Below are 24,393 nucleotides of genomic sequence, written 5' to 3'. Positions count from 1 at the left end.
AGGAGGGTGATGTGTTTGCATGGTGTTTACCGATCGGTCAGTGCGAGGGTGAGGGAACGCTCTCGTGGAAAGCTGCCCGCTCGATCTGGATGGTGCAGTGATGGATTTCGAATGCATCGCTGACAGCATCCACGACGGCCGCCAACACAGCATCCCCATCTGCAGAATCCCGAACCACTACGTGCGACGTCATCACGTTACTGCCACTGCTGACAGCCCACACGTGCAAGTCATGAACGTCCGTCACGCCATCTACTCCGAGGATGGTGGCCTCGATTGCCGTAACGTCGAGCCCCCTCGGGACACCCTCCATGAGGATCCCCAGGCTTTCGCGAAGCAACTGCCACGTCCGCGGCAGAACCCAAAGGCCGATCGCCACAGCGACAATCGTGTCGACCCAGGTCCAGCCGGTGAAGCGGATGATAAGTGCCGCGATGATTACGCCAAGCGAGCCGAGCATGTCGCTCCAAACTTCGAGGTAGGCTCCTTTGACGTTGAGGCTTTCGTTGCTCGCAGATGCCAGAAGGCGCATCGAAATTAGGTTGATGATCAGGCCGGCGATTGCGATCCACATCATCGCTCCGGTAGCGATCTCCGCCGGCATGAAGAAGCGCTGGTAGGCCTCATACAAGATGTACATCGCCACCAGGAAGAGCAGCACGGCGTTGAACGTCGAAGCCAGAATTTCCAGGCGCGCATAGCCGAAGGTTCTTTTCTGATCCGCCGGCCGCTTGGCTATCTGAAGTGCAATCAGTGAGATCGCCAAGGCGGCAGTATCTGTGAACATGTGAGATGCGTCCGACAGCAGCGCCAGGCTGCCGGTAATCCACGCACCGATCACTTCTGCAATCATGAAGCTGCCAGTCAAGCCGAGCGCCATGATTAGCTTCTTCTGATGCCCCTCGCGTACTGCAGCGCTGCCATGGTCATGATTTGAACCCACGTATTTCTCCTTGCGCAGGGTTGTGGTCTCGTTGGCCTTCCTGTCTACCTAGCCTTAGAGCGTCGCTTGGCCACAGTGACTGCAAAATCTTGCTCCTGCACTCAGCAGCGAGCCGCAGGCGGTGCAACCACTCGATAGCGGTGTTCCGCAGTTTAGACAAAAGCGTGCTGACGGATCGTTGGCCGTCCGGCACTGCCTGCAGCCCTGCAGATCTTTGATGGGGGCAGGAGTGGGAGGGCGCCCGCCGTCATACACCTGATTACCGCCGTCGCAGCCCTGCTGCCGGCCATGGCGATCATATTGCTCGGCCCCATGTCCCCCGCTGTGGTGCTTGCCTCCACCGTGGTTTCCACGGCCATGGTGCCCGCCCAGGATGTTTTTGAAAAAGCTCATGGTATTCGCCCCTCATTGATGGGTGACATATTAACGAGCAAAAGTTGAAAATAATATTCTGCTCGCGAGAAAGACTTGTAAGTTGAATTGAAAGTTCAAAATTAGCCTACGACAAAACGAAACCGTTTTGTTTGTGAAATTAAATTTATCTAGCTGAGCGGAGCATTGCTTTTGGTGGGTAGTATCCCCCTAATTTTGATCATAGCGTGATCAATGACAATCAAAACAGCAGTAATTGGATTTCTGTCAGCATTGTAATCCCGAGGTCATCGTGTCGTTATCAGGTCCCGGAAATAATGCGCTCAGCGAGATTCATTTCTCTTTTTATCCCTATGCCTCACACATACTAAGCGTCCCCAACGCCTAGGGGCCTAAGGCCTCTGACGCTCCGCACATTGCGCAATCGCTCAGCATCTGTCGACGGTTTGCCTTGTAGCTCCCGCTAACTCCATAGCTACCGCCATGGATAAGCAGCTTCCAGAGTTTGATAATGACACCTTCCAAATCCATTGTTCACACCCTGTTAAGCAAATGGATCTTTGCTATTCGCAATGCGCGGCAGAAAGGCATCAGTACTAATTTGCTAATCGGCCTGGTGACTTTTTGGTTACTGCTATTCGCGAACGCTGAGCTCTGGAACGTGCTCTGGAAGCTGGTATTCAAAACCGATGAAGTGAACTGGCAGCTAGCGGCTAGCCTCCCAGTCATAGTATTCGCATGGGTGTTTACCGTTCTGAGCTTGCTGTCATGGGGGCGGCTGGCCAAACCCATACTGTGCCTGGTACTGATCAGCGCGTCTTTTGCGAGTTACTTCATGAATGCCTACGGCATCGTGATCGATTACACAATGTTCACCAACGTTGTGGAGACCGACGTCGCTGAGGCAACCGAGCTGCTGAATTGGAAGCTCGGTCTTTGGGTCGCAATGGTTGGGGTGTTGCCCGTCTACCTGATTGCCCGGGTTCCCCTCCGGCGCAAGCCTTGGGCCAAAGCTTTGGTCAGCAGGTTCATTGCTCTGTCGCTCGCTCTGTTGACCTTATCTGGCATCGCGTTGAGTCAGTACCAGTCGTATGCCTCCTTGCTGCGCAACAATCGGGAGATCCGGCTGATTCTGGTACCTACCAACTTGTTTGCGGCTGGCCATGGGTACCTGAAGCGTCAGCTGGCCTCACCTAAAACGCTGACGGCCATTGGTACTGATGCGGTAGTTAATCGACAGGGTGCGGCTCGTAAACCCAGGCTGCTGGTACTGGCAGTAGGAGAGACCGCTCGCTCCGCCAACTTCTCCCTCAACGGCTACTCCCGTGAAACGAATCCGGAACTAGAAAAGCGAAATGTCATTAGCTTCACGAACGTGAGCTCCTGCGGTACCGCTACCGCGGTCTCGCTGCCATGCATGTTCCTGGACGTGGGTAAGGCCCAGTACAAAGATGGCTTGGCCAAGAGCCGAGAAGGGCTGCTCGACGTGCTTCAACGCGCTGGCATCAGTGTCATGTGGACTGACAACAACTCGGGGTGCAAAGGGGTCTGCGACAGGGTTCCCAACCACAAGGCTGCCTCTCACGCGGATTCCCAACTGTGCACCAGCGAGGAGTGTAAGGACGGGGTGCTGCTCACGGAGATGCAAGACTTCATCAAGCGCCAGGAAGGCGATGCTGTCCTGGTGCTCCACTACAAAGGCAGTCACGGCCCGGCCTACTACAAGCGCTACCCCTCGCAATTCAAGAAATTCGCACCGGTGTGCGAGACCAACGAGCTCGACAAATGTAAGCAGGAGGAGGTGGTCAATGCCTACGACAACTCAATCCTCTACACCGATTATGTGACTGCAAATCTCATCGATATCCTGGCGGCCAACACCAAGTTCGACACTGCGCTGATGTACGTTTCGGACCACGGCGAATCGCTGGGGGAGGGTGGGCTCTATCTACACGGGCTGCCTTACGCGATGGCTCCTGACGAGCAAACAAAGGTGCCGTTGGTACTTTGGATGTCTGACTCGCTCGCGAAGAGCGAAAAGGTCAACGTGGGTTGTTTGAAAGCTCAAACCACGTCACCGCTGAGCCACGACAACCTGTTCCACACCGTGCTCGGCATGATGAACGTCCAGACGTCTTCGTATCGCTCAGCGCTGGATTTCACTGCCCCTTGTAAGCCCTTTGTCGGAGGCTCTTATTCTGGCCTCTGAATGTTCGATGTGGACCGGATCATAGGCCAGGCGGTTCTGCACCAGCCTGCTTTGACAGCTGAGAGAAGCTGGACTAATTACATAGCTGCATTCAACAACCCAAGCGGAAAAGGAAGTTTTGCATGAGCATCAAGCCAGGCCCAAAGCGCACCAATGAAGATGGCACTCCGGACAAAAGGCAGCGAGTCACCCCTGAAAAGCAGAAGGACCATCCGGACCTGAAACCCCACAAGCACAAAAAGGGGGAGTAAGAAAAAAGCAGCTCTCGGGAGCTGCTTTTTTTTTGGGGCTGTGTGCAAACCCTCCCGACCGTCTCGCTGATCAATCGGACCGCGTCGTGAGTCTTCCGCTTGGCTTGATGGATTCTGAAGCTACCTCCGGATCGGTTATCCCTTCAGTGCGGACGACGAGACTGATATCCCAGAGCGTTGAGCTGATACTCGCTGACAACCCGAAATTGTGATTCTGCGATTTGACGCAGGCGCTCAACCTCTTCGGCAGATGAGCCAGAAGCCTGCGCCTCGTGGTATTGCTTCATCGCATCCACTGCGTCGGTATACATGGGGTGGTCGGGGAGAAGAGCTGGCATCTTTTTCGTCATGTAGCGGCAGGTCCTCACTGGATAGTCGACGGTGGTTTACCTGCTTTGAGGAGCTGAAAATCAATGACCGCCTGATAGAGCGAATCTGCCAATAGGTGAAGACGCTGTACCTCAAGGTCTGGCAATCCAGCAGCCTCCGCTTCGTGGGCCTGTCGGATAGCTTCAAGCGCTTGCCTCATCAGTGGCTCACCAGCCTCGACCATTCCAATGAATGTGCGCTTCACAACATTTTGCTCCATTCAGCTGAAGATGAATTATAGGACACCGCGGCGTGGCAAGGCCCCGAGCAGCATAGGTGTTCGACGCCCGACTGAACGAATCAATGAGGAGCGCGCTGGCCTGGGGAGTGGCCAGGGCGCGTGTCGTAGCGTAACCGTCTGGCCAACTCACCCCTCAGCACACAGACCAGCTCGGACAAGAACGGGTGGAAAACAAAGCCTTGCCCGCAGGTATACCCATTGAATAAGCCTGTATCTGACGTAGGTCATGCAGAGCCTGCCAGCGGGTCGCAATCGACGATGGCTTCATTGTATACTTCGGCTCCGCATACCCCTTGAGCTACAGGAACATCAGCATGACTGTACTCCAAACGATCTACTGGCAGCCTACGCCGCCTTAGCGCTACGCCCCCTCGCAACAACCTGCTTCCGCTAGCCTCGCTCGCGGGTGCTCACTGCTGTACGCCTGGTTTTACACCTTAAGCACACAGCAAAAAATCCTCAAAATTTGAATTTGTATCGATTCGCTCGCCACTCCCTTGGCGTGCGCGATGCTTTGCCTTGGATATTTATATGCTGCAAAAACTTAGACAAACGTGGTTTTCCAACGTCCGTGCCGACGTGCTCGCGGGGCTGGTGGTCGCACTCGCGCTGATCCCGGAAGCCATCGCCTTTTCCATCATCGCCGGGGTAGATCCCAAAGTCGGTCTCTACGCCTCCTTCTGTATCTGTGCTGTCATCGCCTTTGTCGGCGGGCGCCCCGGAATGATCTCGGCGGCGACAGGCGCCATGGCACTGCTGATGGTTACGCTGGTAAAAGAGCATGGACTCCAGTACCTGCTGGCCGCGACTCTACTATGTGGCGTACTTCAAATCCTTGCCGGCTACCTGAAGCTTGGCTCGTTGATGCGCTTTGTTTCACGTTCGGTAGTCACCGGCTTCGTAAACGCATTGGCGATTCTGATTTTTATGGCGCAATTGCCTGAGCTGACCAATGTCACCTGGCATGTCTATGCCATGACCGCTGCGGGCCTGGGAATCATCTACCTGTTCCCGTATGTACCGAAAATCGGCAAGCTGATTCCCTCTCCGTTGGTGTGCATTCTGACGCTGACTGCCATCGCCATTTACCTCGGTTTGGATATCCGCACCGTCGGTGACATGGGCCAACTGCCGGACACGCTGCCGATTTTTCTGTGGCCTGAAGTGCCGCTGAACTTTGAAACCCTGCGGATCATCTTTCCTTACTCCGCAGCGCTGGCAGTTGTAGGCCTACTGGAGTCGATGATGACCGCGACCATCGTCGACGACCTGACGGATACCACCAGCAACAAAAACCGCGAGTGCAAAGGCCAGGGTGTGGCCAACATCGCTGCCGGCATGCTTGGCGGTATGGCAGGTTGCGCCATGATCGGCCAGTCGATCATCAACGTGAAATCTGGCGGCCGCACCCGTCTCTCGACATTGTGTGCCGGCGTTTTCCTGCTGCTGATGGTGGTATTTCTTGGCGAATGGCTCTCCAAAATCCCTATGGCCGCACTCGTGGCTGTAATGATCATGGTGTCCATCGGCACCTTTAGCTGGGATTCCTTGCGTAATCTGAAAGAGCATCCGCTGTCGACCAACCTCGTCATGGTGGCGACCGTCGTGGTCGTCGTGGCCACTCACAATCTGGCTTACGGCGTACTGGTAGGTGTGCTGCTGGCCTCCCTGTTCTTCGCAAACAAGGTCGGGCACTACCTGGATATCAAGAGCACTCTTGAAGAGACGAAATCGCATCGGACTTACCGCGTCGTGGGCCAGGTGTTCTTTAGCTCTGCGGACAAGTTCACTGAGGTTTTTGACTTCAAGGAGGCGCTCAACAAGGTCACCATCGATCTCACACAGGCGCATTTCTGGGATATCACCGCCGTCGCAGCGCTGGATAAGGTCGTAATCAAGTTCCGACGCGAAGGAGCTGAGGTTGAAGTGCTCGGTCTCAATGAAGCCAGCGCAACAATCGTTGACCGCTTCGGCGTGCATGACAAGCCCGGCGCCATCGACAAGCTCATGAGCCACTAAGGAGAACGACAATGACCCACGTAATGGCATGCATTGATAACTCACAATCCTCATTGGCGGTCTGCGATTACGCAGCATGGGCCTCGCAACGACTCAGCGCTCCCCTGACCTTGCTTCATGTGCTGGATAAGGAGAAGTATCCTGCATCCGCTGATCTTAGCGGCAATATCGGTCTCGGTAGCAGAGAACATCTACTGGAAGAGTTGGCCACGCTGGATGCGCAGCGGGCAAAACTGGCCTTGGAGCATGGGCAGCACATGCTTGAAAAAGCTCGCGAGCGAACAGTCCACTCTGGCGCCATGTCACCCGATATGAAGCAGCGCCATGGCCATCTCGTCGAGAGCCTGAGCGATCTCCAAGACGATATTCGGTTACTGGTGATTGGAAGAGTCGGTGAGGACAGCACGCGCAGTGCCCAAAGTCTTGGCAGCCAGATTGAAGCGGTAGTCCGAACTATCCACCGCCCCATCCTGATTACAACCAGCCATTTCAGGAAACCTGAAACGGTCATGGTGGCATTTGACGGCAGTGCTACATGCCACAAGACCGTACAGATGCTTGCTTCAAGCCCGCTGTGTGAAGGCCTGCCAATTCATATCGTCATGGTTGGAGCGGATTCTGAAGACAACCAGAACGCGCTGGAGAAGGCACGAACCACGCTTGCCTCTTCCGGCTCGCTGGTGCATACCGAGATCCGCCCAGGCGAAGTAGAGTCCACACTGCATGCGTATCAGGCAGAGCACGGCATTGACCTCTTGGTCATGGGGGCGTACGGGCACTCACGCATCAGGCAGTTTCTGATAGGTAGCACGACCACGACGATGCTGCGAACATCCACTTTACCCGTATTGCTGCTTCGCTGAGCCAGTTCCACTGGCCACAGTATTTCCAGAACTGCGGAAATGCCGTGGCCACCCTGGACGATGACTAACTGATCTTGCCGTAACGAGCCCCATGCAACTCATAACTGAAATTGTTCACCCCGAGCTGAAATCCAAGCAGGGCAGAGTATTCCGTCGACATGCAGCACGCGGCATCGTGATGCGGGGTGAGCAGATCCTGTTGCTGTTCACCGAGCGCTATAACGACTTCAGCTTTCCTGGAGGCGGCCTTGATGTTGACGAGGACATTGTCACAGGCCTGAAGCGTGAGCTGGAGGAAGAGACTGGTGCCCGTGAAATACAGGTGCTCCAGCACTACGGTTACATCGAGGAGTACCGGTCCTACTGGAAGCCACAGTACGATCTGATGCACATGACCTCGCATTTTTATCAATGCGAAGTAGCGCCCCAGCTAGAGCCCGTGAGAATGGAAAGCCACGAAATCGCTAATGGTATGCGGCCTGTCTGGATCAACCTGCATGAAGCAATCACGCACAATGAAGCCGTTATGCAGCGGCACGAGTCTTCGATGGGGCAATCAATTCTGCGCGAAACCTACATGCTGAGAAAAGTCGCTTCCGAATTGTTGATGCCAATCAGCCTTTGAGCTGACTATTTGGCGAAGTCCACTTAGCCTGCCTCAGGCAAGCATCCAATGCTGCGGGAGTAATTGCGTGATTTCGCTCGCCCGCTGTGTCGGAAGCCGCATCAGTACATCCTTGAGATAGGCATACGGATCGTGCCCATTCATACGCGCCGACTGGATCAGGCTCATGATTGCCGCCGCCCTTTTTCCACTGCGCAGCGACCCGGCAAATAACCAGTTCGAGCGCCCAAGCGCCCACGGCCGGATCAAATTCTCGATCTGGTTATTGTCGATGGGCACAGCACCATCTTCCAGGTAGCGCGTCAGCGCTACCCAGCGTTTAAGGCTGTAATCCAGGGCCTTGGCCGTGGCCGAACCCTCGGGCACAAGTTCGCGTTGGGCCAACATCCACTCATGCAGTTTTTCAGCGATGGGCACCGCTGTTTCCTGACGTAATCGCCAGCGGGCTTCGTCGCTCATTTCCTTGGCGTGTCGCTCGACTTCATACAACCCGCCAATCGAGTGAAGCGCCTGCTCCGCCAACTGGCTTTTATTGGCTGCATGCAGGTCGAAGAATTTGCGGCGTGCATGGGCCATGCAGCCGATTTCGGTGATGCCCAGCTCGAAGCTGGCCTTGTAGCCGGCGAAGTCATCGCAGACCAGCTTACCGTTCCACGTGCCCAGGAAGTTACGCGCATGTTCGCCGGCACGGCTGGGGCTGAAGTCGTAGACCACGGCCTTTAGGGCCGAGAAAGGCGTGGTGCTATAGGCCCACACGTAAGCGCGGTGGGTTTTCTTTTCGCCTGGTGCGAGCATCTGAACCGGGGTCTCATCGGCGTGGATCACGCCCTGGGCCAACACATGCTCACGCAGCGCATCGACCAGAGGCTGGAGCTGCACACCGGTCTGTCCGATCCATTGCGCCAGTGTCGAACGGGCGATGGGCAGTCCGGCCCGACCAAAAATCTTCTCCTGCCGGTACAGCGGTAAATGGTCGGCGAACTTCGCCACCATCACGTGGGCCAACAGGCCTGCGGTCGGGATGCCCTTGTCGATCACTTGGGCCGGTACAGGCGCCTGGATCAGTGTTTCACACTGACGACACGTCCATTTTCCACGCACATGCCGCTCAACTGTGAACACGCCCGGAGTGTAATCGAGCTTCTCGCTGACGTCTTCGCCGATTCGCTGAAGCTGGCAGCCGCACACGCACTGAGTATTCTCTGGTTCGTGACGGATCACGGTTCGCGGAAACTGCGGCGGCAGTGGTGCACGCTTGGGCTTATGACGTGGCTCGGCCGGTGCGGCCGGCGGATTGGCTGCCTTCAGCTCGGCTTCGATAGCTGCGATATCGGTATCGAGCAGATCATCAAGCAGACTGCCTTGGTCGGGGCTCAGTTGCTCGCTGCGCTTGGCGAACTTGTGTCGCTTGAGGATGGCGATTTCATGAGCCAGTTGCTCGTTGACCGTTTCGAGGCGTTGGATTTTCTGGCTCATGGAGTCGACCTGGGACAGCAACTGCATAGCCTGTTCGGCCAAGCCGCGCAGCTGTTCCGGTGTCATCTGGTCGAGATTGGGCGAGGAAGTCATGCCGCTGATTGTGTCAGAGTAGGTCGTCAACAGCGATAAACCGATGGGCTAATGGCAGGGGCTAAAGCACTGTGATCGCGCTGCCTGCGCCGACCCGCTGCCACGGCAAACCCAGTACCAAGGCTTGAAGTTGCTCGTTATCGAGTTCGACTTCCGATCCGTGACGGATGCCGGGCCAATGAAACTTGCCTTGGTTCAATCGTCGCGCTGCCAGCCAAATGCCCACACCGTCATGCACCAAGACTTTCATTCGGTTGGCACGGCGATTAGCGAAGAGGTATGCGCAGTGCGGCTTCGCCACACCGAACACCGCGATCACCCTGGCCAGCGCGGTCTCGGTACCGGCGCGCATGTCCATAGGCTCGGTGGCAAGCCAGATGGCATCGATCCGAATCATTCCAACAGGTCTCGCAGAAAGGTGGCACAGGCGACAGCGCTTTCGGTCGGCCAGTTCACTTTGACGGTGCCACGCGGGTGCTGGATTTCAATGCAGATACTTGATGAAGCTGCCTGCGAATGTCCTCCGGCTAGCGGCAAGGGCACTGGAATGAAAGCAGGTTGCAGCGCCATGGTTTTGTTCGTGAGTACCCTAATCCATTTATGTACGAGGTTCGCGTTAAGGCTGTGCTTCTGCGCGACGCTGGCAATCGATGCGCCGGGCTGGGCGCACTCTTGGACAACTTGGGCCTTGAAGGATTTTGAATAGGAACGGCGTTGTGACTGCATGGAAAGACCCGCTTAAAAGGCTAGAAATGGTGTCCACTTAAATTAGGTGGACACCATCGCCTTTGGCGTCGGGGTCAGGAAGGTGAGTTGGCCGGACGGTTACGTCGTAGCTACGTTGTAAACCACTTTTTTTCACTGTAAACCACTGTGGTTACAGTGAAAAAAAGTGGTTTACAGCAGGCCTCCTCAGGCCTGAGTCAGCTCCAGCAGATCGCCCAGTTCCTCCCGGGCCATCTTCACTCTATCCATTCTGCGATAAGGATGATCAACCGGCATCCGGATAAGGGATTCGAACCAAGCCGAATCGAATTTGATGACTTCCTTGTGAATGTGCTCAAGCTCACCTCCGCGAGGCTGTGACACTACAAACTCCATGCTTTCAACCAAGCCGGACGCTTCACTGTCTTTGACGATTCGATGGCGGATGAAACTCATTTTGAGATCAAAATATGCCGCCTTCGAACCAGGCACCTTCTTCGATTCCAGCCGACCAGTGCTGCTGATTTCCGCCCCTGGCACCTCAGCGGCAATAGCTTTCACCAGCTCAGCATTTCCAATGACCTTCTGGCCAAACAGGCGGGTGGCGTCCGACATGTAAGCAAAGATCCATGGCACATTGCGAAGCGTCGCGCCGGTATAGAGGTAGCCACGCTCTCCCTTGTAACGCTGCAGCATGCCTCTCAACGCGTTCTCGGAAAGGACCAGTTGGGTCTCTTTCTCCAGGATGTAAACCACGCGATCGAACTGTTCGATCAATAGCTTGAGAATCTTCCGTGGGACGCCGTCAAACCTGGTTTTTCGTTCTGTTTTCTTGTGCTGGCGAGGCTGGAAGTACGGGCAATCGTTACGGGCCTCACTATCAAATGGAGCGATGCCGCGAATGCTCTTAGTAGCATGTTTCCCGAATGGGTTCTTCACGTTAGGCGGTAGCTCATACAGCCCAACCAGCTGGACAGGGTTGTCGCATGCCGGGCATACAGCAAACTGAGCTAGCTTGCCGGCACTTCCAGGCTGGTACCATGGATCTCTGCGGAAGGTCTCGGCCTCGAAACCTTCCTTGTCGATGATCTTGCTTTCTGTGTCTTCGATGCGGACCTTATAGACATCCATCTTTGCTGAAACCGTATCAATAGAGGGTCTCTGGATGGTAACGAGCGAGGATAGGCAGCAGTAGGCCTAACTGACCCTTTTGGTGGTCACCCACTGGTTTGAGGCCCGCCCAAAGCATGCCTGATCGACCTGGGCGGGCCCTAGAAACAACTAACCCCCTGGTGCGCAGTACAGGTCTGGGACCTGCCCGAGGCGTGGGGGCTATTCTTGGAGCGACAGTGACACCGGCTCCGGAGAAAATCAATTGGTTTGTAGAGCAGCCGGTCAGCTAAGGTCAATCCCAGATCCTAAAGGGGAGGCCGATAGCAGCTCAGTCAGCATCATCGGCACCTTCTTCATCTTCATCGGTATCCCCAACACTGAGCCAGTCGTGAAGGTTGTACCGCACGAAGTCTTCCGCATCGAGCATGGTAAAGTCTTGGAGCACCGTGACGTCTGCTCCACCGAAGTACAGCCCATCGTTGAGATTTCTGGCCACCCCGAGCAATTCATTCAGCTGGTCGTGCAGCTCATTTGCGCGCCTGGCGTGCTCTCGTTTGGTCAAAAACCGGAACACCACCTCGTAGGGCTCAGCCGGGTCGCGAATCTCGCCCTTGGGGTTGAAGGAAACCCAAGCACTAGCGAAAAATTGGTTGTTCTGATGGAGGAAATCGTCGACAAGCACGGCGATGCCCTTCATGCCGTCGTCACCTTGGTCTGCCTTCAGGCGGTTGACCAACTCGTCCGGCATCGCAATACGGTTGTAATGGTGGGACATCCAGTATGAGAAATACTGACCGTTTTCTTCGCTCAGCGTGATTACCGGATTTCGGTGGAGCGTCGGAAGCACGGCTCTCTTGGTCCACACACGCTTGTGAATCTTGAGCTCCAAAACCTGCTTTTCCGCGTGCTGCAGGTGCAGCGTACGTGGATTGAGGGCGTGCAGCTGCTTATCAAAGGCCTTTTTCTTTACCTTAACGGCAATCCACTCTATCCACGGCGCATCACAAAGGTTGCGTGCATGCACCGTGCAGGAATGGGAGGCCAACATCCAATAAGCTGGAGCCACCCCCTCGAATTGGCCTTTCAGGACCTCCTCGGATATGTGTTCAATCAAGGCGTCACCTGAGACGGTATCTCCTTGCAGCCAACCAGCAGCGCTAATGGCACTTACGATCTCTTGCTCAGGTGTATCAGCCATAATCAAACCAAATTCGAACCGCCCGATTTTTCTAACCTGGCGATGGTTTTGAGGTCCCTATCACGTAGCTGCTGCGCCTTGCCAGCCAACTCCGCAACCATTCCGTACACACCTTTAGCGCCATTTCGATTCCACGCTTCATCCGAAAGCGCATCCTGAATCAGGCGGCCATCGGCGGTTGGATAGAAAAGCACCCGATGCAGATACTGCGCTTCTTCGGCGTTAACTTGGCGCAACGCCTCAGTTAAAGCCGCAAGCCTCTCGGGAAAACCAGTGGCGGTTTTTCCAGTCCGCCAATTGTACACGGTCTGACGAGACACGTTGAAGATCTGCGCGATGGAGCTATCTGACAACTTGAAGTCGCTCCTAAGCTCCTCGATTAAGGCCGGCGCTACGTCTTCGGTAACATTGGCATCCTGGCTGGTGTCCACCTCGGTCCAGGCACCAGCATGCACGCCATGAAAGCTCATGCCTGCTGAGCCGATAAGTTGTGGATAGGGCAGGGAGGCAGTCCCAGGAGCGACTACTACCGAAACGGCCAGCATCGCTGTGAAAGCAATCGCCAATACAGGGTTTGCTGTCGTGCTACCTACACGCGGAGCAATTTCAGGGTTTTCCCAAGTAGAAGATCTGCTTACAGCAGCCCCGGTAGGATCAATCCATTGCCCATTCATTGCTGTAGTCATTTCGCCTTCCCCCAAACCTCAAAGGCATGATCTTTCGCGACTGTCCTAAAAGCAAAGTTAGCAGTCTTATGCAAACCGTCGAGTCTCGTGCAGATCTCCTCGGTTCCCAGTCGTTCGGCTAACTGCAGCGGCCAATGCGCATCCGTATCGAGAAGAGCACCATTTTCGCTAACAGGCACAAATGCACCTTGCAGAGGAGCACCATGCTTGGATGAATTCCTCGATTGCTTAGCAATTTCGAAAACCATGGCCGGCTCGACCAAATCTTCCGGTATCCACATACCAGTCTGCCGCCAGCATCTGATGTGCAGATACTCCGGATCTAGATGGTAGGTGGTAGTAGAGATTCCAAGCTGCTCCTTGGGGACTTTCCAATGCGCCGCTAGCTCATCGCATTTAAGTGGGAGCATGGCTTCCGGAAGGTAGTCGGCTAGGGTCTCACCTTCAGCTGGTTCAATTTTATCGACGTACCGCATCCCGATAGCGGTGATATCCAATGCACCTGCTTGCCCTACCAGCGCCTCAATGCACTCACGGAAAAGCGCTAAGTGGTTATCAAAATGAAGATAATTTGTGCTTTGCAGGATCATGTGATCCATGGCCAGCACGCACGCGTAGTCAGCATCCCGATTAAGGAACGCCCAAGAATTCGGTTCTCCGCTGTGCATCACTCCAGGCGGCACGCCCTTGACCATCTGGAAGAAGCCCGGGAGGCTCTGACGGATCGTGTGCTGAATGTCTGGGATCAGCTTTGGCAGCTTAAGAATCGGGGCAAATCTGATTACGCTCAACGCATAGATAAGCGGCGCCCTTGCTAAGACCCCTTCGCGTTCTGACATGTTAACTCCTCCACCGCTCCCCAACGAGGGACCGGATTCTACATCATTTGACAAATCCTTTGACAAGAACTGTATAGCAGGGCCTTTCGATTTGACAAGCGGTCCCCGTGAGGGATGGAGTGCAGAAAACGCCTCCATCAGGAGCTTACTCGTCATTCCAGAAAAGCCTCTACAGACACCATCGCTAAGCCTCTGAGGAAGCACGAATTTTTAATCAGAGCTCTTCCTAGCAGTGAGAAGAAACTCAACGAATCGTCACCAGATAGCTCAATCCAGGGGAACGCTTGCTCTGATGGGGTGGTTCAGAAACGTGCTGTCTGGTCCAGATTTCTCATCTACGAAGAGCACGAAGAGCTCTTGGATCCAGAGTTTGAGGCCGTGATTGGCTGAATGGAGAGGTCGGAAAGAGGAGGGGTGATCCAGTGAAGCACAAGCGCAGTCAGGAGGCTTGCGATGGTGTTCACTGAGATTGAGACGAGAGCATTCCGCATTTTGGAGAGTCCATTTTTTGAAGTGGACCTCTATTTAATGCGCATAAACTGTGTGTCACCACCACCCGCAGAAAATTTCGTCACGCCCCAGAATGGGAATTTGCATTCGGGGCGCACCACGATTCATCTCGTGCCAGAAGCCGCCTGCAGTGCAATCAATTGGCGAGCCAAGACTCGACTACCTCAGCGCCATACTCGTTTTTCCAGGCCTTAAGCGTACGCTGATTACCACCCTTGGTCTCAACAACCTCTCCGCTGTGTGGATTCTTGTAGACCTTCACTTCGCGTGGTTTCCGAGAGGTTTTTGGGGCCATATCAGTGGAAGCCACCGCTTGCGGATCGAGGATCAGCACCACTTGGCGCAGGCCGTAGCCATACTCGTTGAGCAAACTGCGCAGCTTCGTTTCAAATTCCATTTCCTGCTTCAGGGCAGAGTCATTTTTCAGCGCTTCCAGCTCCGCCAGTTGGGCTGCGAGCTGTTGTTCGAGCAGGCGGAATTCAGCGAGACGGGACATAAGATTCTCCAAAATGGGTTCGATGATTTTAGCAATCAAGAAAGAAAGCGTGCTAACTATCTTGATCCCACATGCCTGAATCGGCAATCACGAGGCTGAGCGATCGGTGTGGATAAAAACGTGATGGCTTCAGGATCGTCGATCTGGGCGGCTTCACTTGCGAGGTAATCGATCAGCTTTTTGCTTCTTACCCAAACGTACTGCCGGCAAGCCGCGTTTGGAATGGATGGCCCCGCAACGGGGCGAAACCTGGCCTCCCAAAGGTGCTTGAACGCCTCCCTGGTCGACTTCCCCAAATACACCGCAATCTCCGGTCCCAAGATATAGCCACGCCTGAATCTGTCGATGGCTTGAGGCTTAACCATCAATTGCGTACGCCGGCCTCGTTCGACAGCAGTGCTCCATAGCAGACCCAGTCGAACGAACGCGTATGCGCATTGTTCTTTGACGCCTAACAGCGCAGCAGCCTTGACTACCGACAGGCCGGGAAAGACCGGACTCTTGTTCTCAGCTCGGGCTTGTTGCCACGCTGCAAAATCTTGCGGCTTGAGTAACCACGCCCCTACCGCAACCGAGCCATTCTCAGCTGGGCCGTAAGCGCGAAGTTCACCTGCACGTATTGCCTGAACCAACTCGACCAACCCACCCCCCTTGGGCAGAGAATGCTTGGCCAAGTAGTTGATCGACACCAGGCTCTGGTCAGAGCTGGTAGGCAGCTTCTCATCAATCAATTCGTTGATCGAGCGGCAGTCAATCAGCCACCTTTCGCCTGGGCGCGGTTCTCCACCAAAGAACTGGAGGGTACCACCAGCTAGCAGCTGCCTAACCCGATTGCGACAGAGGCTTAGCAAAGTCGAGGTTTCTTTCATATCAGCCACGCCCTGGAGATGCTGCGAGATTGCCTTCAAATGATCCAGGTCCACGACCGTAAAGACTCGATCTTCATGGACCTTCTCCCGATAGGCGATTTGTCCCTCCTGATGAAGGCGTTTTATGACTGATACCCCGAGACCACAAGCTTCAGCAGCAGAATCGAACGACACCCAACGATGTCTCTCAATCGTCTCCTCACTCAAATTGCGATTTCGCTTCGCTAACGGTGCTTCCCACGCATGCTGCAGAAATGATTCGAACTCTCGACGAAGAAAGTCAAAACAAGAGTCATCCAGATCACGGTGGATGTCGTGGTATATCGGGCCGAACGATCTGCTGAGCGTCCAATGTTCGTTATCGGAATGGACTGCCTTGAGGCCACTCAGCAGTTCTCTGAATGCGAGAGGCCAGTTCATGAGAACCACGCCCGCCGCGTTTGCCATAAGCCGCGATATCTCTAGCGAACCCGAATCAGCAACCTTCAGCGGCTGGGTTCTTTCCGTAGGCAAACTTCTGACAGCGAGACGCGATGACAACTCGTGAAACTGTTCGTAGGTGAGGGCCGCCAATCCCGCGTCAGCTGGCAACGAGTCGGCGTAAAACCTATCTTCAAAGCCAGAGGTGAGCCAGGCGGCCTTATCACTCGCCGGCGCGATCTCAAAATTGGTCCCACTCAATGAGGTGCCACACGCTTGGCAACTATTCGCACTCATTGCGCTTGGATCGGTTTGGCGTTGCCAATGGGGTGCTACAAGCTGCCTGGTAGCGAGCGTATGGCTGAAGCTCTGTCTGAGCTTGTGCGAGCATCATTCCCCACCGAGGCTGTTAGTCCTGGCGTAGTGACTGATCCCTGGGTGCAAAGGGGGGCGGGCCAGATGTACAGCGGTGACGGTTTCTTCGAAGTGCGTCACCGTGACTCCCACCAATGCGACTTCATCGCAACCGTCCCTCGTGAATTTCAAGAAGCCCTTCGCAAGTTCCTCTTGGCCACCGATGTAGTGGTCCGCGAGAGCAAAGCGGAGGGGAGGGTGCAAGGCCAGAACCTGCTTTTCCAATTGAACGATGGCAGCTTGTCCCTTGACGATTTCAACGATCGACTTTCCCAAGCTCAGAATGGTAATAGACGATAGCGTTTAGGCCTGATGCCTACTGGGATACCACTAACGAGTACACCGACGCCACCGGCGGTACCGTGACGCTGGTCGTGAAGTCCTGGGATACCAGCCGTACCTTCCAAATGGGGCCCGACCGTAACAAGATGACGATCGACCTGGTTCGTGGAGGGAGAACTCTGCAGAGTTACACCGACTTCTACGACGACTGACCAGTCACGGCCAACCGGCAGCGCCCAGGTGTGGCCTGGGCCGCGGAAGCACGTCGGAAGCACTGCCTAGGCATGACTGGGACCATAATTTTGTAGTTCACTTGATAGGCACATGTGCCTAATTTCAAAAGGCTCGGAGGGTTGATGGACGTCGAACAACGGGATGCCAACCGGCAAGCGTTCCTCGCGCTGCTGGAAAAGCACAAGGTGAAGCAGGGGGAGAGCGCGATGCTCATCAATGCCGTGACCCAGCGACCCTGTTCAGTTCGTGCGGTTCGATCTTGGCTCAACGATCCGACCAAGAAATCATCCAGGCCTTGCCCGTCCTGGGCGGTGAAGGCCTTGGAAGATGGGATCGTATACATGCAGAAGTTGATGGAGCGTCGAAAGCAGCAGCTAGATGCGCAGTCCATCGCTGAAGAGGCCCATTCCTAGCTAGGCACATGTGCCTAGTCATCCGGTAGGCACAAGTGCCTAGCTGCCGTCTTCCTCGAACAAATTCACGGCTGCAACTGCAGGCAAGCGTTCCGGGGTTGAAGACCCTGACAAAGGCCTGCAAGAGCAAGAATTCACGAAACGCGGTGGTAACAGTGCGGGAGGCCCTTCAGAGCCTCAAACGGTCCCTGACGAGCATTTGGATCTTACCTTGGTCTGTGAGAACGACACGTTCTACTCCGACTGTTCGCACTTGGGAGCTCACTACACGGGATCGCCGTACACATAGCTGGGCCGATAAAAATGATCCGGAGCCGGTCATTCTCATCTGATCAGTGCTCAGCGACAGTCCGGCCGGTTCCTCGCCGCCGACCTTGAAGCCACGCGCTATACTGATAGCCCTGCCTGCAGTGACCTGTAAGCGGGGCGGGGCAGTTGTCAGTGCTCACCGCGATGTAGGTTGAATGGACTTCAAACCCGCTGCCCGGAGCAGGGCAGGCATGCAGCTTCTTTGAGTGCGGGTAATCGCGTCAGGCTGGCGATGAAATGGACAGTCACGACGCTCACGAAATACGCTCTCCCAGTTGCGATTTCGAGAGGTACAGACCATGAGCATGATCGATCCGGAAGCCCTGAAACAGTTTGTGCTGGACGCCATGGAGAATGATATGGCGAACCTTGGCAGCTATCGTGAGCACCCGGACTTGGAGCGAACCCGGGGCTATCACATGGGGCGTCTAATGTTGCTGCGAGATTTCCGCGTGGTCACCAAAATTGAACATGATCTGCTAGAAATTGAGTTACTACGTGCCTGTATGGAAGAGGCCGACAAGCGCGATGATGAAATGGAGGGTTCACCTCTGACCGAGGCGCCCAGTGCGTGCTAAGGGCCGCCTGGCTACCGAGTGAGGCCCTGTCATCGCCTCTTAGCCTGGCAGCAGGAAACTGGTGTCGATTGCATTGTGAGGAACATCCACGCCCCACCATTCAAGCGAGCGGTTGCGAAAGGTCAGCCAGTCGGCCTGTGTTGGACTTCCATGCGTACACAGGCGGCATTCAGGCGCTCCGGCCATCATTTCGGTAACGGTATTGTGAAGATCAATTCCTCTAGGGCTGAATCGACCGACCGTTGAGCCATCACTGCTGTGAATCCAGATGGTCTGGCGATTGGCGGCGATCTGAAGCTCGTAATACAGCTCCTGGTCGGGTTGTTCAGTCATGCCTGTTCCTTGAAATTTGCGTGCACACGGTGATTTACACCTACGTGGCAACCGATGCAACCCATCAAAGGACCCCTTCGATTTTGTTGGTGCCTCTTGCGCATTGCAGCTTGGCTCTACCTTGCCGGAAGCGGAACGAAAAACGCCCCCAGCAAGCCGGGGGCGGTGGTGTGTATGTTCAAGACTCAGGTCCCTGAGGCTCAGTCATACGGGGTTTCGGCCGTGGGGGGCAGGCCACGCTCTGCGCGGAACTCCTGAGCCATGTTCTCACGACGCATATCCGAGAGTTTGTCGAACTCGCGCTCGTATTCAGGGTTGACGCTGCCAGTAACTGCATAGGCGGCACGGACCTTCTGTGCTTGTGCTTCGATTGCGTTGGTCATGATGTTCCTGGGTGAGGTTGGGGGGGTAAGGGAGGACTGGTGATCAGCCGGCCGCGGGCAATCTTTCATTCAGCCCTTTGAGCTTCTGGTCGTATTCCTCAACCAGGTCGCTGTATTCCTTCGACTCCCAGCTTTGAAGGCCGCCGGCGGATAGGACTTGCAAGCAATAGTCTTTCTGTCCTTGAACAGACAGGATTTCGTCTGCGATCAGTTGCTGATAATGGTTCATGGTGTCTCCGCCCGGTGGATTGTTGGCTATGTACGCGGTGATGCCGCACATGCAAAAGGAAACTCTGGCCAAGAAAAACCCCAGGCGAACCCGGGGTATGGTGGAGCGTTCGTTTAGGGGAGCGTGGTGGTGCTATTTACCATCTGCGGCCAGGTCGCGAGGACGAAGCAGGCGCACTGCATAGGTGCCGCTGACTACGTCGTCAACTCGGGCTGCGAAACGGCTAGTGCCCGCTCCTACAGCCTCGGTCGAGCAGACTGGGGTGAAGGTCGCAGTGGTTGTGCTCAGCACATTGTTGCCCTCGCTGTAGTATTCAGCGAGCAGGCGCCTGGCGCCGTCATCCCCGGCTTGCAGGTATGCGATTGCCTCTTTGATGCCGACTGCTGTTTGGTACTGCTTTTTGGCCACACCAGAGGTGCAGTTGAAGCTCAGGTCGTCGACGATCACCCAACCTTGAGATCCCAGCCGGTCAGCAATAATCGTTTTCAGCGCGTCGGAATCCTCTGCCGCAGTCACCGGTGAAGTTTCAGTCGGCTCACCTGGTAGGTGTTTTGCGTCGAGCCGGTGCGCCAGGTCCTCGGTCACCACGAAATGCGTGGAGCCAAATGTTCGGACGACACCACGCCCTTCGATTGGGGACTCCAAGCGATCGAGCAGGGGTCTGGTGTCGCGAATCTCTACACCTTCTCCGGTCTGAGAGATGCGCACGATGCACGCCATCTTGACGATGGTACGCGCAAGTTCCGGGGTCAAGCAGGTCGCTACTTTCACGAGTGTTGTCATAGTTTCTCTCCTGAGGAATTGAACATCGTGCTCAGGGATGAGTTACATTGCAGAACAAGGACGATGGTGCTCGCCGGCACATCCGTTACACGCGTGCGTGAGGCATCTCCATGGGCAAGTTCAACCAGATTTCCCTTCTGAGGAGTGCCACCCATGAGCAGCAACAAAACCGTCCCTGTCGCTGAATACCGCCGTGCCTACGACCGTCTCCACCGCAAGGTTGATGACTACCATGCCTGCTGCAGTGCCGATGAAGTTTCCCATTGGAAAGAGATAACCCAACGTGTTTTGACTGAGGTCTCGTACATTTCGTGCTCGCGTGCGAAACCCGATGATGTCGAAAACATGGCCAAAGCGCGTGCGAGGGTCGAGGGCTACCTGGCCGCAGCCGACGAGCGAATCGAGGCCTACAAACGCGCTGCGTGACGTTCTCAACACGAGCAAAAAGTGATTATTGGCGGATGAGCAGTATGGAATACCTTCAATACACGCCGGCGCCGTCGGCACGCAGCGCTGATGTTCGCCGCATGTGTGCGGCATTGGCGAATGCAGGCTACATGGCCAGCGAGAACGATATCGAGCGGCTGTGGGATGACTACAGCTTCGCGAGACGCTTTTACAAGGCAGGTTGGTTTGATTTGCCCCAGGACGATGAGCAACTGCTGGAGATTCTGCTTGTTGGGTTCAAGGTGAAGCCTGTCCCCTACGACGATGACGATTCTATCCAGTGGCCTTCGCACTGGTAGTAACTTCCGCCAGGCCTGGTCCCCTAACGCTGCACCACCCCGAACTGCTCACGCAGTTCGGGGTTTTTTACACCTGCGCTTCCTGCTCAGGAGGGTAATGTCAGGAAGGCGCAACTCAAAGAGCCTGCGGCGATCGGCAGCTGATACCCGCAGCTTCGCCCGCGGGAGCTGCAGTCTGGGGCGGCTTATCAGGTGTTGTTGGCCATTCCTAGCTATACGGCCAACCCACTCCTTGAGGAAGAACCCAATGCAAACAATGCCCGTGAACATCGCCATGCTGCGCAACATTGCACCCGTTTCAGTGGGCGCCAGCCAGTTCAACGGTAAACAAGTGTTCAAAGCCTACTCGAAGACCGAGGACCGCTATTTTGAGCTGCGCGGTGACGCTTCAACCAGCGATCACTACGCTGCACTGGTTGCCGAGTTCGGCGACGCAATCAGCAAGCCTGCGGCAGATCATGATGTCGAGCAATGTCCCCGGTGCTTCACCGATCTTGAAGTATTCCAGGTTGGCCTTTGCGACGACTGCCAGGCACTCGGATGCTGAACCAATAACGATTCATCCACCCGGCTCACGAGGCCGGGTTTTTTGTGCCCCACTGAAGAGGGCAGGCTGTTCCCAGTTGAATATTATTGTCCTATAGTTTAAAAATGCATCTTCTCTCTGCGCTTTCGTGGTAGCGTACGAAGGTGAGGGTGGACTCTCGACCAGCCTTCGACATCAAAATTTTCGAGTGCATGAAATTGGAAAACGAAGTTCAACTGAAACAGCCGCTGTTGACCCCGGCAGAGTTCAAAGCTGAGTACAAGGCCCGCGGCTGGAATGGCCGCCAGCTTGCCATCCGCTGGGATAAGACGGCTGTGTGGATCAGCAAAGTGGTCAACGACCTTGACCGTGATCCGCACTGGGATGACGCGGTCCGCGGCTTGCCAAATATTGTGATCACCAAGAAGCCAAGGGCGAAAAAGAAAAATGCGGATTGAGCGGTGCCGCCACCGGGATGTAAGCAAATTTTGGCCGGCTGGCTCGTTGTAGTTCTGGAAAATGAAAGTCGAATGAGGCGTATGTAATTGCGTTCCGCATCTCCCTGAGTCATGCAACGCAAGCCTCAGGAGATTGCAAATGGGAACACTCAACTCTACCCCCACTGGTCCGGAGATGCCTCTCAAATTATGGCGAGGAGAACAAGGCCAGCGGCTGCGTCGCGCCCAAGCACGTCACGAGAGAATGGTAGCCAAGGCGATCAACGGCAACGTATCTAGCCGCCGTCTTAAACAATTGGTCATGCGCTATGACCGGATACTTCTCGCCGCCGTAAAGCTCGTGCCTAGGTAGCAATGAAGATAGCGACCATCAAGAAGCCTCAGCAACCCAAGTGCTGAGGTTTTTTTTGCCCGCGGAAAAGGCGATCGGCGCATCTACAGGGACCCTGTGAGCTGGCTTCTTCATCTAATATGTGCGTTTACGATACTTAACGCGTACGTGTAATATCTGGCGCTTCTATCCAGGAGCGCTAGATTTAGGGAATTAAACCTGTCGCAAGGGAAATAAAGCTGTCGCGGGTAACCCTGTTCGTGACCAATCCGGGTTGGCGGGGTGCAGTGATGCACGCCGTTGTCCCGACTTGGAATTACGCCTCAGAATCTAATTGACAGGTGTGTCACGCTGTATAGGCTTGTAGTCGAGGACTGCAACTGCGCATCCGTTGGGACTGGGTACCAGCAAGGCCCCCCCGCAATTTCGGCAGCAGAGAATGCTGGTTTCTCTGAAGTAGTGACGACGGGCATAGCCGGTCGGATTCTGAACCCAAGGTCGCAAGGCTGGGAGTTAAAGGATCGCTGCGACTACTCCTCGAACCTTCCGAAAAGGCACCTTTGGGTGCCTTTTTTACACCTTATTTCTGGCAATGTTTGCTCAACCGCAACCTTTGAACGATGACGCGGGATCAGTCGCTGAGGGGCCAACCCATCCATGCTGTTGCGTATCCAACCTGATGAATCTTTGCGCTCATATGTTGACCGCAATTTGCTCGTGAATTTTATGGACTGGAGGGTAGACAGGTTACGATGGCTTTCTGAAGGGGAGATTACTCACCAAGCAGTTAAGGTGATCGCCTCAACGATGGGTTGGCAAGGATGCTATGGCTTCAACCGCTTGCTGCACGAACACACTCAATTGCCCCTGCAGTTTGTTATCAGGGATACCCGAGATGCCAGTTATTCTCGAACGGCGTATCTCAAACCCCGAATGGCGATTACTAATTCCGACTTGCACGCCTACTGCCCGGAATGCGTCAGGCAGGACGTGCAGGATTTGGGCTTTTCCTACTGGCGACGAAATTTCCCTGATCATGTGAGCGTGTGTGCCACACACAATGTGGTGCTGCTGTCCACTTGCCCATATTGCGATCAACCTTTCTCATCAAAAGGCCACAATCTCGATGTGATGTGGAGAAAGTGTTCTGGGCGACACCTCGGTAACGCAGAGAGCGTAATGAACTTGGATGAAGATGCTCTCAAACATGCTCGCTTCGTAGAAGCGCTATGCGCTTATGAATTCTCCATTTCAATCCATTCTGCAGTGGCCATTCTCTCCGATAAGTTGCGCAGCCTCAAGAAACTGACGAAGCGGATGAAATCTGAGCGGACAGCCATGATTGAGTATCTCGATCGGATTTCAAATAATTTGGAAGAAAAAAGATTTGAGAGTCCTGTTGTAAAGACGGAATTTTTCCCCGAAGAAATTTTGAAAATCGTGGTTTATGCCTATGAGACTTTCGATGAATTTGTTGTTGATTTGTACGAGTATGATAAAGATTTGATTCCTATTGAGTCTCTATGGCGAAATTATGGTAATGGTAGGTATGCGACCACTTGTCGGGAATAGCTGACTGAGCGTTGCTGCACTTGCATGTTAAGTCTTGGTCGATTGGGTAACAATTTCTAGTAGGTTTCGTGCTTCTGGGTAGCGATTCCTTTTTTCTAGGCACCGATGCAGTGTGGGCACCAACGCGAAAATATGACTAGCTCGAACAGGGAAATTCGTGGCCGAGTATTTCAGTCTTTGAATGCTCAATTCAATTGATTCGCATAGTTGCCTGTCGCGAGCACTCCAATCGATTTTTTGATTGTTGCCTACGCGACCACTTGGCATCCGCTTAGTTTGAGCCATCAACCAGTCATTATCGTTCCGGTATAGCCATTGATAGACCTTGGGGAGCATTGATCTCAGGCTTTTCGGACTGGCGTCTGGATTCATGCCGATGGCGCTAACCCACTCCGCACGGTGATTGTGTAGCAGTAGCTCCCTGCGCTGAGTTGTCCAAGCAGCCATCAGTAGAGGATCAGCACTTAGGGAGACGCTGAACAATTTACCTCTTCAGTCCGCATTC

30 protein-coding genes are annotated in these 24,393 nt (G+C 54.7%); 12 read left to right on the top strand and 18 right to left on the bottom strand.

What is annotated here, in order from left to right; translation table 11 throughout:
• Nucleotides 1-37 precede the first annotated feature (37 nt).
• On the bottom strand, nt 38-943 hold the full coding sequence (locus ACIP1G_RS20450; RefSeq protein WP_010951438.1) for a cation diffusion facilitator family transporter: 906 nt from the start codon (nt 941-943) through the stop codon (nt 38-40).
• 54 nt (nt 944-997) lie between these two features.
• Nucleotides 998-1,336 carry a zinc ribbon domain-containing protein gene (locus ACIP1G_RS20445; protein WP_071890582.1) on the bottom strand — a complete coding sequence of 113 codons (339 nt, stop codon included), beginning with the start codon at nt 1,334-1,336 and terminating at the stop codon, nt 998-1,000.
• Between the two features lie 490 nt (nt 1,337-1,826).
• On the opposite strand from ACIP1G_RS20445, the gene ACIP1G_RS20440 reads away from it, so the two are divergent.
• Complete coding sequence (locus ACIP1G_RS20440; protein WP_003298414.1) at nt 1,827-3,524, top strand: phosphoethanolamine transferase; 1,698 nt, start codon at nt 1,827-1,829, stop codon at nt 3,522-3,524.
• A 122-nt stretch (nt 3,525-3,646) separates the two neighbouring features.
• Entirely contained in the window at nt 3,647-3,775 is a 129-nt protein-coding gene (locus ACIP1G_RS20435) for a hypothetical protein (RefSeq protein ID WP_003253468.1), read from the top strand.
• A 143-nt stretch (nt 3,776-3,918) separates the two neighbouring features.
• Here the strand turns inward: ACIP1G_RS20435 and ACIP1G_RS20430 are convergent, their stop codons facing one another.
• Nucleotides 3,919-4,125, bottom strand: a complete 207-nt coding sequence (locus ACIP1G_RS20430; protein WP_020302568.1) for a hypothetical protein — start codon at nt 4,123-4,125, stop codon at nt 3,919-3,921.
• A 14-nt stretch (nt 4,126-4,139) separates the two neighbouring features.
• A complete protein-coding gene (locus ACIP1G_RS20425; RefSeq protein ID WP_011953103.1) occupies nt 4,140-4,364 on the bottom strand; it encodes a hypothetical protein in 225 nt (74 codons plus the stop codon).
• A 552-nt stretch (nt 4,365-4,916) separates the two neighbouring features.
• Between ACIP1G_RS20425 and ACIP1G_RS20420 the strand changes: the two genes are divergently transcribed.
• The 3 genes from ACIP1G_RS20420 (at nt 4,917) to ACIP1G_RS20410 (ending at nt 7,892) form a co-directional block, all read left to right on the top strand.
• Nucleotides 4,917-6,404: a SulP family inorganic anion transporter gene (locus ACIP1G_RS20420; protein ID WP_053870531.1), complete on the top strand. Its 1,488-nt coding sequence runs from the start codon at nt 4,917-4,919 to the stop codon at nt 6,402-6,404.
• Between the two features lie 11 nt (nt 6,405-6,415).
• The gene (locus ACIP1G_RS20415) at nt 6,416-7,267 is read left to right on the top strand and encodes a universal stress protein (RefSeq protein ID WP_024947943.1); all 852 of its coding nucleotides are present in this window, start codon (nt 6,416-6,418) and stop codon (nt 7,265-7,267) included.
• Between the two features lie 91 nt (nt 7,268-7,358).
• Nucleotides 7,359-7,892: an NUDIX hydrolase gene (locus ACIP1G_RS20410; protein WP_024947944.1), complete on the top strand. Its 534-nt coding sequence runs from the start codon at nt 7,359-7,361 to the stop codon at nt 7,890-7,892.
• Nucleotides 7,893-7,925: 33 nt separating this feature from the next.
• Here the strand turns inward: ACIP1G_RS20410 and tnpC are convergent, their stop codons facing one another.
• From tnpC to ACIP1G_RS20365, 9 genes are all read right to left on the bottom strand, one after another.
• Complete coding sequence (tnpC, locus tag ACIP1G_RS20405) at nt 7,926-9,461, bottom strand: IS66 family transposase (protein WP_009684098.1); 1,536 nt, start codon at nt 9,459-9,461, stop codon at nt 7,926-7,928.
• 61 nt (nt 9,462-9,522) lie between these two features.
• Nucleotides 9,523-9,858 carry an IS66 family insertion sequence element accessory protein TnpB gene (gene tnpB / locus ACIP1G_RS20400; RefSeq protein ID WP_009684097.1) on the bottom strand — a complete coding sequence of 112 codons (336 nt, stop codon included), beginning with the start codon at nt 9,856-9,858 and terminating at the stop codon, nt 9,523-9,525.
• Nucleotides 9,855-10,187, bottom strand: a complete 333-nt coding sequence (gene tnpA, locus ACIP1G_RS20395) for an IS66-like element accessory protein TnpA (RefSeq protein ID WP_009684096.1) — start codon at nt 10,185-10,187, stop codon at nt 9,855-9,857. Before tnpA ends, tnpB begins: the two co-directional genes overlap by 4 nt.
• Nucleotides 10,188-10,373: 186 nt before the next feature.
• On the bottom strand, nt 10,374-11,297 hold the full coding sequence (locus tag ACIP1G_RS20390) for a hypothetical protein (protein ID WP_010951435.1): 924 nt from the start codon (nt 11,295-11,297) through the stop codon (nt 10,374-10,376).
• A 310-nt stretch (nt 11,298-11,607) separates the two neighbouring features.
• Complete coding sequence (locus tag ACIP1G_RS20385; RefSeq protein ID WP_016497350.1) at nt 11,608-12,477, bottom strand: hypothetical protein; 870 nt, start codon at nt 12,475-12,477, stop codon at nt 11,608-11,610.
• A 2-nt stretch (nt 12,478-12,479) separates the two neighbouring features.
• Nucleotides 12,480-13,163, bottom strand: coding sequence for a transcriptional regulator (locus tag ACIP1G_RS20380; RefSeq protein ID WP_126404318.1), 684 nt, complete (start codon nt 13,161-13,163; stop codon nt 12,480-12,482).
• Nucleotides 13,160-14,002 carry a TIGR04255 family protein gene (locus ACIP1G_RS20375; RefSeq protein WP_020302570.1) on the bottom strand — a complete coding sequence of 281 codons (843 nt, stop codon included), beginning with the start codon at nt 14,000-14,002 and terminating at the stop codon, nt 13,160-13,162. The genes ACIP1G_RS20380 and ACIP1G_RS20375 overlap by 4 nt, the downstream gene beginning before the upstream one ends.
• A 646-nt stretch (nt 14,003-14,648) precedes the next feature.
• Nucleotides 14,649-15,008 carry a histone-like nucleoid-structuring protein, MvaT/MvaU family gene (locus ACIP1G_RS20370; protein ID WP_010951431.1) on the bottom strand — a complete coding sequence of 120 codons (360 nt, stop codon included), beginning with the start codon at nt 15,006-15,008 and terminating at the stop codon, nt 14,649-14,651.
• 56 nt (nt 15,009-15,064) lie between these two features.
• Complete coding sequence (locus ACIP1G_RS20365; protein ID WP_181132476.1) at nt 15,065-16,558, bottom strand: hypothetical protein; 1,494 nt, start codon at nt 16,556-16,558, stop codon at nt 15,065-15,067.
• A gap of 791 nt (nt 16,559-17,349) precedes the next feature.
• On the opposite strand from ACIP1G_RS20365, the gene ACIP1G_RS20360 reads away from it, so the two are divergent.
• Both ACIP1G_RS20360 and ACIP1G_RS20355 read left to right on the top strand, forming a co-directional pair.
• Entirely contained in the window at nt 17,350-17,640 is a 291-nt protein-coding gene (locus tag ACIP1G_RS20360) for a hypothetical protein (protein WP_181132477.1), read from the top strand.
• A 608-nt stretch (nt 17,641-18,248) separates the two neighbouring features.
• The gene (locus tag ACIP1G_RS20355) at nt 18,249-18,527 is read left to right on the top strand and encodes a hypothetical protein (RefSeq protein WP_181132478.1); all 279 of its coding nucleotides are present in this window, start codon (nt 18,249-18,251) and stop codon (nt 18,525-18,527) included.
• 39 nt (nt 18,528-18,566) lie between these two features.
• Here ACIP1G_RS20355 and ACIP1G_RS20350 read toward each other — a convergent pair whose 3' ends face one another.
• The 4 genes from ACIP1G_RS20350 to ACIP1G_RS20335 form a co-directional block, all read right to left on the bottom strand.
• Nucleotides 18,567-18,860 carry a hypothetical protein gene (locus ACIP1G_RS20350; protein ID WP_181132479.1) on the bottom strand — a complete coding sequence of 98 codons (294 nt, stop codon included), beginning with the start codon at nt 18,858-18,860 and terminating at the stop codon, nt 18,567-18,569.
• Nucleotides 18,861-19,060: 200 nt separating this feature from the next.
• Nucleotides 19,061-19,243, bottom strand: a complete 183-nt coding sequence (locus ACIP1G_RS20345) for a hypothetical protein (protein WP_060515391.1) — start codon at nt 19,241-19,243, stop codon at nt 19,061-19,063.
• Between the two features lie 43 nt (nt 19,244-19,286).
• A complete protein-coding gene (locus tag ACIP1G_RS20340; protein WP_181132480.1) occupies nt 19,287-19,472 on the bottom strand; it encodes a hypothetical protein in 186 nt (61 codons plus the stop codon).
• Nucleotides 19,473-19,604: 132 nt separating this feature from the next.
• Nucleotides 19,605-20,255 carry a hypothetical protein gene (locus ACIP1G_RS20335; protein ID WP_060515392.1) on the bottom strand — a complete coding sequence of 217 codons (651 nt, stop codon included), beginning with the start codon at nt 20,253-20,255 and terminating at the stop codon, nt 19,605-19,607.
• Between the two features lie 153 nt (nt 20,256-20,408).
• Between ACIP1G_RS20335 and ACIP1G_RS20330 the strand changes: the two genes are divergently transcribed.
• The 5 genes from ACIP1G_RS20330 to ACIP1G_RS20310 all read left to right on the top strand — a co-directional run bounded on the left by ACIP1G_RS20330 (nt 20,409) and on the right by ACIP1G_RS20310 (nt 23,888).
• Entirely contained in the window at nt 20,409-20,681 is a 273-nt protein-coding gene (locus ACIP1G_RS20330; RefSeq protein ID WP_060515393.1) for a hypothetical protein, read from the top strand.
• Between the two features lie 44 nt (nt 20,682-20,725).
• Nucleotides 20,726-21,001 carry a hypothetical protein gene (locus tag ACIP1G_RS20325; RefSeq protein ID WP_156341229.1) on the top strand — a complete coding sequence of 92 codons (276 nt, stop codon included), beginning with the start codon at nt 20,726-20,728 and terminating at the stop codon, nt 20,999-21,001.
• A gap of 247 nt (nt 21,002-21,248) precedes the next feature.
• Entirely contained in the window at nt 21,249-21,548 is a 300-nt protein-coding gene (locus tag ACIP1G_RS20320) for a hypothetical protein (RefSeq protein WP_060515395.1), read from the top strand.
• Nucleotides 21,549-21,739: 191 nt separating this feature from the next.
• Nucleotides 21,740-21,985 carry a hypothetical protein gene (locus ACIP1G_RS20315; protein ID WP_181132481.1) on the top strand — a complete coding sequence of 82 codons (246 nt, stop codon included), beginning with the start codon at nt 21,740-21,742 and terminating at the stop codon, nt 21,983-21,985.
• A 988-nt stretch (nt 21,986-22,973) separates the two neighbouring features.
• Nucleotides 22,974-23,888: a TniQ family protein gene (locus ACIP1G_RS20310; protein ID WP_110765414.1), complete on the top strand. Its 915-nt coding sequence runs from the start codon at nt 22,974-22,976 to the stop codon at nt 23,886-23,888.
• 27 nt (nt 23,889-23,915) lie between these two features.
• Here ACIP1G_RS20310 and ACIP1G_RS20305 read toward each other — a convergent pair whose 3' ends face one another.
• Nucleotides 23,916-24,335, bottom strand: a complete 420-nt coding sequence (locus ACIP1G_RS20305; protein ID WP_375139569.1) for a TnsD family Tn7-like transposition protein — start codon at nt 24,333-24,335, stop codon at nt 23,916-23,918.
• Between the last annotated feature and the right edge of the window lie 58 nt (nt 24,336-24,393).

It is taken from the genome of Pseudomonas sp. NPDC089392, assembly GCF_044749595.1.
Taxonomy (GTDB): domain Bacteria; phylum Pseudomonadota; class Gammaproteobacteria; order Pseudomonadales; family Pseudomonadaceae; genus Aquipseudomonas.
The sequence above is the reverse complement of the archived record's forward strand: the minus strand, read 5'-3'. Positions and strand labels throughout refer to the sequence as shown.

Excerpts from the sequence above, each read along its gene's own strand:
- ACIP1G_RS20310 (WP_110765414.1), top strand. The coding sequence starts at position 22,974 with ATGCTGTTGCGTATCCAACCTGATGAATCTTTGCGCTCATATGTTGAC.
- ACIP1G_RS20375 (WP_020302570.1), bottom strand. The coding sequence starts at position 14,002 with ATGTCAGAACGCGAAGGGGTCTTAGCAAGGGCGCCGCTTATCTATGCG.
- tnpB (WP_009684097.1), bottom strand. The coding sequence starts at position 9,858 with ATGATTCGGATCGATGCCATCTGGCTTGCCACCGAGCCTATGGACATG.
- tnpC (WP_009684098.1), bottom strand. The coding sequence starts at position 9,461 with ATGACTTCCTCGCCCAATCTCGACCAGATGACACCGGAACAGCTGCGC.
- ACIP1G_RS20430 (WP_020302568.1), bottom strand. The coding sequence starts at position 4,125 with ATGACGAAAAAGATGCCAGCTCTTCTCCCCGACCACCCCATGTATACC.
- ACIP1G_RS20380 (WP_126404318.1), bottom strand. The coding sequence starts at position 13,163 with ATGACTACAGCAATGAATGGGCAATGGATTGATCCTACCGGGGCTGCT.
- tnpA (WP_009684096.1), bottom strand. The coding sequence starts at position 10,187 with ATGCAGTCACAACGCCGTTCCTATTCAAAATCCTTCAAGGCCCAAGTT.
- ACIP1G_RS20425 (WP_011953103.1), bottom strand. The coding sequence starts at position 4,364 with ATGGAGCAAAATGTTGTGAAGCGCACATTCATTGGAATGGTCGAGGCT.
- ACIP1G_RS20445 (WP_071890582.1), bottom strand. The coding sequence starts at position 1,336 with ATGAGCTTTTTCAAAAACATCCTGGGCGGGCACCATGGCCGTGGAAAC.
- ACIP1G_RS20415 (WP_024947943.1), top strand. The coding sequence starts at position 6,416 with ATGACCCACGTAATGGCATGCATTGATAACTCACAATCCTCATTGGCG.
- ACIP1G_RS20350 (WP_181132479.1), bottom strand. The coding sequence starts at position 18,860 with ATGACTGAACAACCCGACCAGGAGCTGTATTACGAGCTTCAGATCGCC.
- ACIP1G_RS20370 (WP_010951431.1), bottom strand. The coding sequence starts at position 15,008 with ATGTCCCGTCTCGCTGAATTCCGCCTGCTCGAACAACAGCTCGCAGCC.
- ACIP1G_RS20440 (WP_003298414.1), top strand. The coding sequence starts at position 1,827 with ATGACACCTTCCAAATCCATTGTTCACACCCTGTTAAGCAAATGGATC.
- ACIP1G_RS20325 (WP_156341229.1), top strand. The coding sequence starts at position 20,726 with ATGGAATACCTTCAATACACGCCGGCGCCGTCGGCACGCAGCGCTGAT.
- ACIP1G_RS20320 (WP_060515395.1), top strand. The coding sequence starts at position 21,249 with ATGCAAACAATGCCCGTGAACATCGCCATGCTGCGCAACATTGCACCC.
- ACIP1G_RS20385 (WP_016497350.1), bottom strand. The coding sequence starts at position 12,477 with ATGGCTGATACACCTGAGCAAGAGATCGTAAGTGCCATTAGCGCTGCT.
- ACIP1G_RS20435 (WP_003253468.1), top strand. The coding sequence starts at position 3,647 with ATGAGCATCAAGCCAGGCCCAAAGCGCACCAATGAAGATGGCACTCCG.
- ACIP1G_RS20410 (WP_024947944.1), top strand. The coding sequence starts at position 7,359 with ATGCAACTCATAACTGAAATTGTTCACCCCGAGCTGAAATCCAAGCAG.
- ACIP1G_RS20305 (WP_375139569.1), bottom strand. The coding sequence starts at position 24,335 with ATGGCTGCTTGGACAACTCAGCGCAGGGAGCTACTGCTACACAATCAC.
- ACIP1G_RS20390 (WP_010951435.1), bottom strand. The coding sequence starts at position 11,297 with ATGGATGTCTATAAGGTCCGCATCGAAGACACAGAAAGCAAGATCATC.
- ACIP1G_RS20330 (WP_060515393.1), top strand. The coding sequence starts at position 20,409 with ATGAGCAGCAACAAAACCGTCCCTGTCGCTGAATACCGCCGTGCCTAC.
- ACIP1G_RS20340 (WP_181132480.1), bottom strand. The coding sequence starts at position 19,472 with ATGAACCATTATCAGCAACTGATCGCAGACGAAATCCTGTCTGTTCAA.
- ACIP1G_RS20360 (WP_181132477.1), top strand. The coding sequence starts at position 17,350 with ATGGACGTCGAACAACGGGATGCCAACCGGCAAGCGTTCCTCGCGCTG.
- ACIP1G_RS20315 (WP_181132481.1), top strand. The coding sequence starts at position 21,740 with ATGAAATTGGAAAACGAAGTTCAACTGAAACAGCCGCTGTTGACCCCG.
- ACIP1G_RS20335 (WP_060515392.1), bottom strand. The coding sequence starts at position 20,255 with ATGACAACACTCGTGAAAGTAGCGACCTGCTTGACCCCGGAACTTGCG.
- ACIP1G_RS20355 (WP_181132478.1), top strand. The coding sequence starts at position 18,249 with ATGAGCATGATCGATCCGGAAGCCCTGAAACAGTTTGTGCTGGACGCC.
- ACIP1G_RS20345 (WP_060515391.1), bottom strand. The coding sequence starts at position 19,243 with ATGACCAACGCAATCGAAGCACAAGCACAGAAGGTCCGTGCCGCCTAT.
- ACIP1G_RS20420 (WP_053870531.1), top strand. The coding sequence starts at position 4,917 with ATGCTGCAAAAACTTAGACAAACGTGGTTTTCCAACGTCCGTGCCGAC.